The organism is Proteiniphilum sp. UBA5463, assembly GCF_002427225.1.
Lineage (GTDB): Bacteria > Bacteroidota > Bacteroidia > Bacteroidales > Dysgonomonadaceae > Proteiniphilum > Proteiniphilum propionicum.
The window spans coordinates 1-12,884 of the sequence record NZ_DIQL01000054.1 but is presented as its reverse complement, the minus strand read 5'-3'; the positions used below and the strand labels follow the sequence as shown (position 1 = coordinate 12,884).

Here is a 12,884-nt window from a genome sequence, read left to right as displayed (position 1 = left end):
CACTCCTATTAAATACTGAAAGCATCAAAACCTCCATCTACAATTGCCACCGTACCTGTGACAAATTTGGAAGCATCGCTTACCAGATAGTGCAGTGTCCCCAAAAGATCTTCCGGAACACCGAAACGACGGAAAGGAGTATGTGCGATTATAGTATTTCCCCGATCAGAATAAGAACCATCGGGATTTGTGAGCAGTGCTCTGTTTTGCTCTGTTATGAAAAATCCGGGACAAAGGGCATTCACCCTAAAATCTTCCCCGAATTTAATCGCCAATTCTCCAGCCATGTACTTGGTGAAATTGGTTACAGCTGCTTTGGCAGCTCCATATCCTGCTACACGGGTCAAGGGTCGCAAGGCCGATGCGGAGGAGATATTCACGATATTTCCTTTTTTCTCTTTCACCATGTACTCTGCAAAAGCCAGCGTGGGAACAACCGTTCCCATCAGATTCAGTTCAACAACTTTCCGGAAATCATCAGTCTTCAGATCAAAGATGGAGTTGTTGGGGCCAATGGTTGCACCAGGCATATTTCCACCTGCACCATTGATCAACACATCAATTTTTCCGTATTTTTCAGCAATCTCTTTGGCATTCTGCTTTAGAACGGCCTCATCAGTTACGTCTGTCTGGAGGAATATTGCATCTCCCCCATCCGCTTTTACTTTCTTCACCAGTTTATCACCTTTTTGCTTGTTTCGTGCCAAAACAGCGACCTTTGCGCCGTGTTCCGCCAGATATTCCACCATCGACGTTCCCAGCACGCCGGTTCCTCCTGTAATGACAATAACTTTGTTTCTGATGTCAAATAATTTATACATAAGTTTTTACTTTATTATTTATTTTATGTTGCAGGCAAATATAGCTCGATATGCTAACTTTAAAATCGTATTTCACGTAATAATCTCTTCCAAAAGCGACAAATTAAAAATTGGGGCAATTAGTTAGAATCTTCTTTAACACTGACCATACACATCACTCTTTGCTAAATTGCAAACAATCTTTTCAAATGCCTTTCGTAAATATTATCTTCCACACATGAACCAATTATATCTGCGTACTTTATAAGTAACTCTGTATATTCACTGCCCATTTCTGCTGCTACTTTATAGGCTACGTGAATTAACTGACGGAAATTGGAATTATAATCGGCATGTCCGGGAATATGACGAAGTGTATTTGCAAACTTTTCGCTTGACCATCCATTCACCTCTTCCACGGAAGGGAGCTTAGAACCATCGATATCGATCACATCGGCATAAGGAGCGCACAGCTCTTCTTTCCGGTTGTAGGAGTTCTCATAAATCTTCTTTGCCAATTCCAGGCCTTCACCGCCTGCTACAGCCAAACCGATTACCTCCTCCAGCCAGGTTGTTCCTGCTGTTTTGAGGTGCAACCCTTTGTCGTATTTCCGGATAACCTCCGCCATAATCGGATAGATAGAAAACTTATCGCTTCCCGAATGAACACTCAGCTTCAGTTCTTCGGGCAGCCCAAACTCCTTCACAGCAAAATCAATCACAAGCACATCCTCTTCAAACTCTTTGGCAAACTGATCCAGATTGCCAACATAATCCACGCCTTTATTAAACCGGCCGGTAAATTTGGGAGCAATCGTCTGTGCAGGAACATCTTTATCGGCCAGCATTTTCAAGATGAAAAGCATCTCGATGGGTGTTTGGGGAGACTCAACCTCATCAATGGATACCTCGGTAATAAAATTGCCTTCGCCCTTCTCTTTTTTCAAATAGGCATAAATATCGGATGCATGCTGTGTTGCTGCCAGGAACTTGCCTGCAATTTCGTGCAACAATTCTTTGGTTACATGCAGCGGCTCATCCATCCCGGGAATTTGCAGCTGACGCAGGTATTTTTCACATGAAGTAACAAAAGAGTCTACCTCCTCCTTGCTGCTTCCTTTGCCGATAAATGATGCGACATCGAGCGTGAAAAAATCGGACACAGCCACATATTTGGCTACTGTATTCAGGTTAATATGATCTGCATCCACAAAATAAGCGCCTGTAAAACCCAGCGCTTTCACAGCCTCATCGGCTTCGTTGCGTGTGTCGGCGGGTTCTGTTCCCACATAGATATGTTCTCTGTTTGACTTATTCCATACAGGGCTAATATTCAACCCCTTCTCGTTTGCCCTCATGATAGCTTTCAACTGAGCTTTTCCCTGATGAGCGAAACGATCACCCACGCCAATACTGTATTTTCCTAGTTTCATTATATCTGTATTTGAAAATTACAAAAAATTCTTCGCATTCCTGTAGGATATGTCTTCCACCATTTTCCCGAGAAAATTCATTTCCGAAGCAGGCAACAACCCATTCTCTACGTCATTGCCAATTAGGTTACACAAGATACGACGGAAATACTCGTGCCGCGGATAGGAAAGGAAGCTGCGCGAATCGGTAAGCATACCCACGAACCGGCTTAACAGGCCAAGGTTAGACAAAGAGTTCATTTGTGCCTCCATGCCTGTTTTTTGATCAAGGAACCACCAGCCGGAACCGAATTGTATTTTCCCTGCAACCGATCCATCCTGAAAATTACCTATCATGGTTGCTACCAAGTCGTTGTCTTTTGGATTAAGGTTGTAAATAATGGTTTTGGCCAGCCTGTTGTCTTTGTCCAGCTGATCTAAAAAGCGGCTCATTACCTTTGCAACTGTGAAATCACCAATTGAGTCAAATCCTGTATCCGGGCCAAGCTGTCTGAATAACCTTGTATTATTGTTACGAATAGCACCATAGTGGAATTGTTGAGTCCATCCTTTCTCCCAATCCATTACAGCACCCTCGAATAACATTGCCGATTTGAATTGGAGAATCTCCTCTTTTGTCAGCTCCTTTCCTCCATACACTTTATTGAAGATTTGGTCAATTACAGCCTGTGTGTATGGTTCAGCATAGAACTCCTCTATCCCGTGATCGGAAAGTTTACAACCCACACCTGCAAAAAAATCATGCCTCTTCCGGAGCGCTTCAATAAAATCTTTAAACTTGTTGATTGCTACACCCGATACCTCCGACAACTTTTCAACATAGGCACGGTATTCCTCAGGATTCTCTACCGCCATAGCTTTATCGGGGCGCCATGTCGGAAGCACCTTGATCTCAAAACCCTCTTTTTTCAATGCTAGATGATGCTCAAGGGTGTCTGTCGGATCGTCGGTGGTGCATACCACCTCAACGTGAAACTTTTTCATTAACCCCCTAGCTGAGAACTCCGGTGTACGAAGTTTCCCGGAACATATATCATATATCTCCTTTGCCGTATCGGGACTCAACAGTTCATCCACTCCGAAAGCTCTCTTCAACTCCAGATGAGTCCAGTGATACAATGGATTTCGCATAGTGTAAGGAACCGTTTCGGACCATTTTTCAAACTTTTCCCAGTCGGAGGTATCCTTTCCTGTACAGTACCTTTCCTCAACCCCGTTGGTGCGCATGGCACGCCACTTGTAATGATCTCCTTCAAGCCATATCTGCCCCAGATTGTCGAAAACGTGATCCTTTGCAATGTATTCAGGATTCAGATGACAATGATAGTCGATAATGGGTTGTTTTTTTGCATGATCATGATACAGTTGCCTGGCAGCATCAGTCTGTAGCAAAAAATCCTCATGTATAAAACTTTTCATAAAATATATATTTTAAGTGATATTTCTCTATCATGGGAGAAATTGTTTACGTACACAGCTAACGTTATCAACAATTCACAATTTCCCAAAGTTACAAATATTTTTAAAAATTACATCATCGCTTGCAAATAAATATCTTCACGAAAAAACAAAATAGATTATCTGATTATCCGTAGTTAGGGTCTGCTTATTAATTCCCAATCAGGCACAAAAATTCAATTGTGGTCTGAATGGATAAATGTTTATATTTCTCACTTTCATCAACTTCAATAGTAACGAGACAAAATAAGGCAAGGGAATATTCCTCATGTGCCGGATCAGGTTCATCAAAAAAATGATAGCCCCTATCCAACTGTTTGATGTAGAGGACAGTCTGGTGCGGATATCATTTAAACCACATCCACGCTTGCCCTGCCCAAAATTCCCTTCAACCTGGTTGCGTTCTGCCGCTTCCCCTCGCTCTTTACGTTTCCGGTATCTGCTCCTGATCTCTTTTACCAGCTTTCGGCCCAGTGGCTCACCGGTGTAACTGATTGCTTTCTCTTTCAAAAACCGCCTGTTCTCCCGGGTAAGATATATCTTGTCCACCCTGGCATAGTCATCCAACAGGCTGATGTTGATCTTGGCTCCGAACTCCGTTTTTGCCCCGGCTTTTAGCTCCAATCCTTTTCTTATCAAATCATCCGTCAATGATTCAAAGACATCAAGGTCGATTCGCTTTCTGATGGAGACCAGCAGCGAGGGTGTCATCACCTGTTCATAGGTGAAGGCTTCGAGCCCAAGAAAATACTGCATGTAGGGATTCTCCCGGATCATCTCGATCACTCCACGGTCGTCCGTTTTCATGATGTGTTTGATGATGATCACTCCAAGCATAAGCCTGGTATCCTTAGTGGGTGCACCCCGGTTACTTTTGAAGTTCTTGTAATAAAGCCGGGCGAAATCTTCCCAGGGAACTATTTTTGAAAGAACAACCCACCGGTTATTCTCATCCAATTTTGCCTCAAAGGGCATCTTGAACTCTGAAATTGAAAGCTGTCTGGAGCTCTTGTATCGTATCATAAAATGCAAGGATTACGAAGTAAAAAAACTCAACTTATTGCAGTTATGCAATTTTTATGTCAATTATTTTTTTTATTTCCAGCACAAATATCAATTATTCAGCAGACCCTAATTAAAGCTGCCTTCTTTGGAGACAGCTTTAATATAGACAAAAATGTTTTTTCTATAATCCTATTATTAGTCCGCTATGCGTTCCATCAAATTTGTCGTCTGACGACGTTCTTCTTTGCATATAGAAAGCCAAGCAGGACTTACCTACCCGCTCTTTTCATACCATACGGGGATGTCTGTAGCGAAAAGGTCCCCGATTAAACTGCATTCTGCTTGGCTTGCAAGCTGCTTCTGAGTTCTCGATTATTTTCTGTCCTTTGTAATTGGCTTTTACTATTCTAAAAAAACTTATCAGCTCTAAAGTTTCAGCCCTTCGCTCCATTCTCATTAAAAGAACTTCTTCGCTACTATGGCTTCTGCAGACTTCTGTATAACGGCTTTGCAGTACCTGTTCGCTCGGAATAGTCTCCACCTGTCTTACACAGACCTCCTACGGTAAACTCATATAACTTTCGTCGTAATTGATACAATTTACTACCCTTGTTCACGTCCAACTATCGGGCTTCGCAATCCAGTGCTCACTCACCCACAAGAAAAGCCTTGTATTGTGTTTCTGTTCGTTCAATCACGATTTTGTCGCCGGCTTCCTTCAGATTCTACCTCACGGTAAACACCCTTGTCTTTGACTAACAATTCCTGCTGGAAGGCTTGTTCGGGACTTACACCCTAAAGATATATGGTATTCGTAGCGCACAAACAAAATTCAAAAAAGTACATATTTCTTTTTGAAAAAAGAAAATTATCCACTATATTTGTGCACGTACACAAAGAGGCAAAAATTAAGTAATTTCAAAACGATTTCTCCTTTTAAAACTCATAAATATTTCTGATGCGCAAAAAAATAAGGATTAAGGACATAGCGGAAATGGCCGGGGTTTCGGCCGGGACTGTAGACAGGGTACTGCACAACCGCGGTAATGTATCGGAACCGGCACGCTTGGCTGTTGAAAAAGTTCTGGAAAAAGTAAATTACAAGCCCAACATTCACGTTTCCGCTCTCTCCTTAAAGAGGAGATACAAAATTGTGGTCGCTACCCCTGAAGCATCTCACGGTGAATATTGGGAGAGTATTCACAATGGTATCAGGCATGCGATTGAAGAGTATGAAAACATAAAGATGGAGTCTCTCATACTAACTTACAATCAGTATGATATCTACTCCTGCAAAAAAGTTTTCAAAGAGATTTCAGAAATGGATATGGATGCTCTTATAGTTGGGCCAACCTTCAACGAAGAGACAGCAACATTGTGTAAAAAAATGGATGCAAAAGAGATACCATATGTCTTTGTGGATTCAACAATTGACAATACTTCTCCTATTGCCTTTTTCACTTCAGACCATTATATGATTGGATGCCTTATGGCAAAGCTTATCACTTCCATAATTCCTAACAATACTAATATTGGAATTCTACAGGCAGTCAGGACCGGTGATAAAAGTGCAAACTCTACCATTCAGAGGAAAAAAGGGTTTACAGATTTTCTTGCAAAAAACAATTGCTTCCACAATATATTAAATATTCCCTTTTCTGTTTCTGAGCCTGAAAAAAACGAGATCTATCTGGCCCGTTTTTTCAGCAAGCATGATAATGTTCCAGGCATTGTGGTGATGAATTCACGTGGCAGCATCGTCTCCGATTATCTTTTAAGAAATAACATCAATAGGGTTAAAATGATTTGCATGGACCTTACCTCTCCAAATATTGAAGCATTAAAAAAAGGTCAGATAGATTTTTTAATTGGACAAGAGCCGGAGTATCAGGGTTTTTGCGCGATGAAAACATTACTTGAATATTTGACCTTCAAAAAACCGGTTAATAAGGAGAACTATGTTCAACTGGACATACTTACAAAGGAGACAATCGATTATTACAAGAAATTCAATAATATTGTTTATTAGAATCAGCTGAGCGAGAGGTTTTCGTTTAACACCTTCAATACTTCGGTAATTATTTTTTGGGCACCTTCAATCAGCAAAAAGTACTGTCGGGTTTTGAATAGGTCTATTTTTTGTTAATTAGTGGATTACATGTCATTTCGATACTTTTTTCACCGTAATGTTGACTATAAAATCAAATAATTAAAGTGTCTGTTGAATACGTATATTTGTAGTTAATAACCAAGTGGTTGTAATTGAAAGTTTGATGAGAATTCCGAAAGTTTGAAGAATATTCTTCTAATATAAATTAAGTGTTTGTCTTTTGAATACATCCATTCAAAGTGTATACATCTAAATATATGACCTTTAGAAAGAATAGCAATACATACTGAAATTAAATTAAGAGAATATAGGTTTTGTAAGAAACTACTCAAATTTATAAAAACCATTAAAATGAAAAATCTTTTATTCCTGTTTTTCCTGTCTTTTTCAGTCATATCTGCTTTCTCATGTTCAAGCAAGCAGCAAACGAATGGAATTAATAATATAGCCTTCGTTAAGGAAAATGTTTCATATGCATCACAACAATATCGATTAATGATCGATAAAATTGAAGATTCAACAAAATTGATGAATCCAAAATCTTTTATTAAGGGAAAAATGAAATATATTCCCACACAAGAGTGGACTTCAGGCTTTTTCCCCGGGAGCTTGTGGTATCTTTATGAATTGGAGGGCGATGAAAAATGGAAAGCACTTGCTAAAAAGTATACAGAATCACTAGATACCATTCAATACTTTACTGGAAACCATGATGTGGGATTTATGATTTTCTGCAGCTACGGAAACGGACTTCGTTTAACCGGGAACGAAGCATATAAAAGTGTAATCGTCAATGCCGCAAAGTCGCTTTCGACCCGTTTTATCCCCGATGCAGGTATTATTCAATCATGGAGTGCAAATAAATCCAAAGATTGGGAGTGTCCAGTAATTATTGATAATATGATGAATTTGGAACTGCTTTTTGAAGCTACGAAACTTTCCGGTGACTCAACATTTCATAATATAGCTGTCTCACACGTTGAAAAGACATTAAAAAACCATTACCGTTCCGATTACAGCACATGGCATGTTATTGATTATGATATGAGTGACGGTAGTGTAAGACACAGAAATACACACCAGGGATATTCTGACAATAGTTCATGGTCTCGCGGACAGGCATGGGGTATATACGGATTTGTAATGTGTTACCGTGAAACAAAAAATGAAAAATACCTGCATCAGGCAGAAAAAGCACTAAATTTTATCGCCGAACATCCGAATTATCCTGATGACGGAGTCCCTTATTGGGATTTTGACGCCCCAGATATACCTGATACTTTTAGAGATGCATCTGCAGGAGCTATTCTAGCATCAGCGCTTTATGAACTGTCTGCCTATTCCAATCAGAAAAATTACAAAACTTGGGCTGACAAAATATTAACATCCCTTGCAAGTCCATCTTACCGTGCAGAAGCAGGTCGGAACGGAAATTTTCTACTGATGCACTCTGTAGGTAGCCTGCCGCATAATTCAGAAGTTGACGTTCCTCTGAATTATGCTGATTATTATTTTCTTGAAGCTTTAAAACGAAAGAGAGATCTGGAAAAACAGTCTGAAAACTAACAAACATTTATATCGTTCATTATCAAACAGGCTTTTTTAATTTTTGGCCTTCGCTACAAATATATTAAGATATCCTGTAATCAGTGAATCAGTGAATTTGTTGGTAAATAATAATATTTTCATCTATTTTAGACAACAAAACATAGCTCCATATCGAAAAATAAATTTTATCGTAAAATATGATATCCATTAAACTACAGCTACTTAAAAAGGAATTCCGTGTTGTCAGAACAGGCTCAAATATAAAAACTCAATAAGAATTATGAAAACAAATTATCAATTGCGTTATGCAGCGCATCCCGAGGATGTAAAATCTTATGATACACAACGTTTGCGCAAGGATTTTTTAATAGAAAAAGTGTTCAGTGCAGATGAGGTAAACATGGTATATTCCATGTATGACCGCATGATTGTCGGAGGCGCGATGCCGGTGAACGAGTCTTTGCACCTTGAGGCGATAGAACCTTTGAAACAGGCTGTGTACCTACACAGCCGTGAAATAGGTATCTATAATGTAGGAGGTAAGGGTAAAGTTAAGGTAGGAAATGATGTTTTTGAGCTCGATTACAAAGAAGCGCTGTATCTGGGTTCAGGAGACAGGGAAGTTTATTTTGAAAGCGACGACGCCAAAAAACCCGCGAAGTTTTATTTCAACTCGGCCACCGCTCATCGTAATTATCCCGATAAAAAAGTGACCAAGGCCGATGCGGAGGTTGCAGAAATGGGCTCCCTCGAAGGCTCAAACCATCGGAATATCAATAAAATGATTGTAAACCAGGTGCTCCCGACATGTCAGCTGCAGATGGGGATGACAGAGCTCGCTCCGGGAAGTGTCTGGAACACTATGCCTGCTCATGTACACTCCCGCAGGATGGAGGCATATTTTTATTTTGAAGTACCGGAAGACCAGGCTGTATGCCACTTCATGGGAGAACCATCCGAAACGCGTCACATCTGGATGAAAGGCGATCAGGCCGTACTCTCTCCCGAGTGGTCGATACACTCTGCCGCTGCTACAAGCAACTACACTTTTATTTGGGGTATGGCAGGAGAAAATCTCGACTACGGCGATCAGGATTTCTCAAAAATTGTGGAACTAAAATAAAAAACATATGATGGTTAATTTTTCATTAAAAGGAAAGATAGCCCTGGTAACCGGGGCTTCTTATGGAATTGGCTTTGCCATGGCAACGGCTTTCGCGGAAGCAGGAGCCAAAATTGTGTTCAATGACATTAATCAGGACCTGGTAGATAAAGGCCTCGCCTCTTACAAGGAGAAAGGTATAAAAGCACACGGTTATGTATGTGATGTAACCGATGAGGATGCGGTAAACAAATTTATTACCCAGGTGACGGAAGAGATAGGTGTAATAGATATACTTGTTAATAATGCGGGTATCATCAAACGTATCCCCATGCATGAGATGACAGCCGCGGAATTTCGTCAGGTTATTGATATTGATCTGAACGGGCCTTTTATTGTTTCGAAGGCAGTTATTCCTCACATGATCGAAAAAGGGCATGGTAAAATTATTAATATCTGTTCTATGATGAGTGAACTGGGACGCGAAACCGTTTCTGCATACGCAGCAGCGAAAGGAGGGTTAAAGATGTTAACGAAAAATATCTGTTCAGAATACGGAGAACACAACATACAATGCAACGGGATTGGACCGGGATATATTGCAACCCCTCAAACTGCTCCTTTAAGAGAAAGGCAGCCCGACGGGTCACGTCACCCTTTCGACTCGTTTATCATTGCCAAAACACCGGCAGCCCGTTGGGGAACACCGGAAGATCTTATGGGACCAGCTGTTTTTCTGGCTTCTGACGCATCAAATTTTGTAAACGGGCATATCCTCTATGTAGACGGCGGTATTTTAGCTTATATCGGCAAACAACCATAGAACGGAATAATAAAAAAAAAGCAAAGACAATGTTCCAACCCTTGCAATGCCGGGGTTGGAATGCTTAAATAATTGAAAGGTATGGGAACAAGGAATATATTACTCTATTTGTCGATCCTGACCCTTCTCGGTTGTAGTGCCGGGAAAAAAGGGCTGCTCATGAACATCAGTAATCCGGGTTCTTTCGACAGGGACAATGAAATGGTGGAAGTAGCATGGGCAGATGTGCGGCAAAAACTCTCTTTATTGCCGGATCAAACAATCATCGTTACTAACGATGCAGGTAAACAAACCCCTTGCCAGCTTATAACAAATGGGACCAAAGAAGTAGAATCGGTCATATTCCCGGTTTCACTGAAAGCCGGGCGGACAGCCTTGTATCACATTTCTGTCGGTAAGCCCGAATCTTTTGAACCACTTGTTTATGGCAGGCTGGTACCTGAAAGGAAGGACGATTTTGCATGGGAGAACAACCGTACAGCTTTCAGAGTGTATGGCCCTGCCCTGAAAGCATCCGGCGAGATCAGTAACGGTATGGATTTCTGGGCAAAGAGAACCGATTCGTTAATCATTGACAAATGGTATCGAAACGATTTGTCAGGCGTAGCTTCTTATCACGAAGACCACGGTGAAGGGTTGGATTTTTACAAGGTGGGCAGAACGCTTGGATTAGGAATGACAGCTCCTGTTTATGACGATACTCTCTGTATGGGAGACAACTTCGTGACCGCCGTGATTCTCGACAAAGGACCATTACGTATAAGTTTCAAACTTACCTACGCTCCCTACACTGCCGGAGGTCGGGAGGTACGGGAAACGCGTATTATCTCGCTTGATGCCTACAGCCTTTTCAACAGGGTAACCAATATCTTCGAGACAGACACTACAAAACTGACAATCGCAACCGGTATCGTAATGCCTGATAAAAATACCGAAGCAAATGCCCCAATCATAACCTTTGGCGACAACACCGGAATCATTGCTTACGAAACTCCCGGAAATGAAACAAACGGCACCATTTATACCGCAGCCATTCACCCGGAGGGGTTCGGCATCATAAAGGTTTCAAACGGGCACTTTCTGGGGCTCAACAGCTATCAGCCCGGAACACCTTATACTTACTATGCAGGTGGAGGATGGAGTAAGGCCGGGTTCAACAGTTTTGATGAATGGACAAAATATGTGAAACAAGAGAAGCAGAAAATAGATCAACCTTTAATAATTCAAATAGATTAATAAGATGCAGAAAATAGTGACTTTTGGCGAGATCATGCTGCGCCTTGCCACACCTGGCTATAAAAGATTTATCCAGTCCGGCAGTCTTTCTGCCACCTTTGGCGGAGGGGAAGCAAACGTGGCAGTTTCACTTGCAAATTATGGTATTCCAGTGGAGTTTGTAACCCGGTTGCCGGAAAACGAGATAGCTGAATGGTGCATTTCCGATCTCAGAAAATACAATGTAGGGACCCGGAATATTCAGCGTGGAGGTGAACGTGTGGGGATCTACTTCCTGGAAACTGGAGCTGTAGCCCGGCCGTCTAAAGTAGTTTACGACAGGGCATACTCATCAATTGCGGAAGTTCAAAAAGGGATGTTCAACTGGAAAGAAATACTGAAAGATGCGACCTGGTTTCACTGGACAGGAATCACTCCTGCATTGTCACAGGGAGCCGCTGATGTTTGCCTGGAAGCAATAAAAATAGCAAATGAGCTGGGAGTGACAGTTTCGTGCGACCTTAACTACCGGAAAAATCTCTGGAAGTATGGGAAGATGGCAGCGGACATTATGCCCGAACTGGTGGAAGGGTGTGATATCATACTGGGCAATGAGGAAGATGCAGAAAAAGTGTTCGGCATCAAGCCCAAAGGATTCCGGGTGGAGCATACCGGAGGTGAAGTGGATGCAGCCGAATTTGAGTCGGTATGCAAGCAGCTGATGCAACAATTTCCCCGGGCAAAGAAGGTGATCATCACGCTACGCGGATCCATCAATGCCAATCACAATACGTGGGGCGGATGTCTCTATTCCGACAAGCTCTATCAGTCAAGAAGATACGATATCACTCATATCGTGGACAGAGTTGGTGGCGGAGACTCTTTCATGGGTGGCCTGATCTACGGACTCCTCACCTACAAAGGCGATGACCAGAAAGCGCTCGACTTTGCCGTAGCTGCTTCCTGCCTCAAGCACACCGTTTACGGCGACTTCAATCTGGTGACCGTGCCGGAAGTAGAAACGCTGATGAAAGGTGACGGATCAGGCAGAGTGGTACGATGAGGATTTACTGATTGGAACGATTCAGAAAACAAGATTATAAAGTTAGAAATAAGAATCCGGAGCTGAAAGCTGAATGTTGAGTGTTATCAACGGTAAGCCGATTGCTGTCCTCCGAAAACTGACAACTTATTTATGGCAAAATTTTCAAGACTACAGGTATATCAGGCCATGGAAAATACCGGCATCGTGCCGGTATTTTACCATGCCGATGCGGAAGTGGCAAAAAAAGTGGTGAAAGCATGCTACGAAGGGGGAATCCGCGCCTTCGAGTTCACCAACCGGGGTGATTTTGCCCACGAGGTATTCGCCGAACTGGTGAAGTGGGCC

10 protein-coding genes and 1 pseudogene are annotated in these 12,884 nt (G+C 41.9%); 7 read left to right on the top strand and 4 right to left on the bottom strand.

The annotated features are described in order from the left end of the window. Nucleotides 1–8 precede the first annotated feature (8 nt). From B3B27_RS09160 to B3B27_RS09145, 4 genes are all read right to left on the bottom strand, one after another. Complete coding sequence (locus tag B3B27_RS09160) at nt 9–821, bottom strand: SDR family oxidoreductase (RefSeq protein WP_286832953.1); 813 nt, start codon at nt 819–821, stop codon at nt 9–11. A 164-nt stretch (nt 822–985) separates the two neighbouring features. Beyond that, a complete protein-coding gene (locus B3B27_RS09155; protein ID WP_286847318.1) occupies nt 986–2,233 on the bottom strand; it encodes a tagaturonate epimerase family protein in 1,248 nt (415 codons plus the stop codon). An 18-nt stretch (nt 2,234–2,251) separates the two neighbouring features. Continuing rightward, complete coding sequence (gene uxaC, locus B3B27_RS09150; RefSeq protein ID WP_286847317.1) at nt 2,252–3,652, bottom strand: glucuronate isomerase; 1,401 nt, start codon at nt 3,650–3,652, stop codon at nt 2,252–2,254. 201 nt (nt 3,653–3,853) lie between these two features. Beyond that, entirely contained in the window at nt 3,854–4,714 is an 861-nt protein-coding gene (locus B3B27_RS09145; protein ID WP_286847316.1) for a transposase, read from the bottom strand. Nucleotides 4,715–5,654: 940 nt separating this feature from the next. Here B3B27_RS09145 and B3B27_RS09140 point away from each other — a divergent pair. The 7 genes and pseudogenes from B3B27_RS09140 to B3B27_RS09110 all read left to right on the top strand — a co-directional run. Then, the gene (locus tag B3B27_RS09140; RefSeq protein WP_238868410.1) at nt 5,655–6,725 is read left to right on the top strand and encodes a LacI family DNA-binding transcriptional regulator; all 1,071 of its coding nucleotides are present in this window, start codon (nt 5,655–5,657) and stop codon (nt 6,723–6,725) included. Nucleotides 6,726–7,157: 432 nt separating this feature from the next. After that, nucleotides 7,158–8,372: a glycoside hydrolase family 88 protein gene (locus B3B27_RS09135; RefSeq protein WP_286832945.1), complete on the top strand. Its 1,215-nt coding sequence runs from the start codon at nt 7,158–7,160 to the stop codon at nt 8,370–8,372. 262 nt (nt 8,373–8,634) lie between these two features. Then, nucleotides 8,635–9,477, top strand: coding sequence for a 5-dehydro-4-deoxy-D-glucuronate isomerase (gene kduI / locus B3B27_RS09130; protein WP_238868408.1), 843 nt, complete (start codon nt 8,635–8,637; stop codon nt 9,475–9,477). A 10-nt stretch (nt 9,478–9,487) separates the two neighbouring features. After that, the gene (locus tag B3B27_RS09125) at nt 9,488–10,279 is read left to right on the top strand and encodes a gluconate 5-dehydrogenase (RefSeq protein ID WP_238869401.1); all 792 of its coding nucleotides are present in this window, start codon (nt 9,488–9,490) and stop codon (nt 10,277–10,279) included. A gap of 81 nt (nt 10,280–10,360) precedes the next feature. Further along, nucleotides 10,361–11,515: a DUF4861 family protein gene (locus tag B3B27_RS09120; protein ID WP_286844646.1), complete on the top strand. Its 1,155-nt coding sequence runs from the start codon at nt 10,361–10,363 to the stop codon at nt 11,513–11,515. A gap of 4 nt (nt 11,516–11,519) precedes the next feature. Next, on the top strand, nt 11,520–12,557 hold the full coding sequence (locus tag B3B27_RS09115; RefSeq protein ID WP_286844649.1) for a sugar kinase: 1,038 nt from the start codon (nt 11,520–11,522) through the stop codon (nt 12,555–12,557). A 132-nt stretch (nt 12,558–12,689) separates the two neighbouring features. Beyond that, nucleotides 12,690–12,884: pseudogene (locus B3B27_RS09110) on the top strand (bifunctional 4-hydroxy-2-oxoglutarate aldolase/2-dehydro-3-deoxy-phosphogluconate aldolase); the annotation flags it as partial.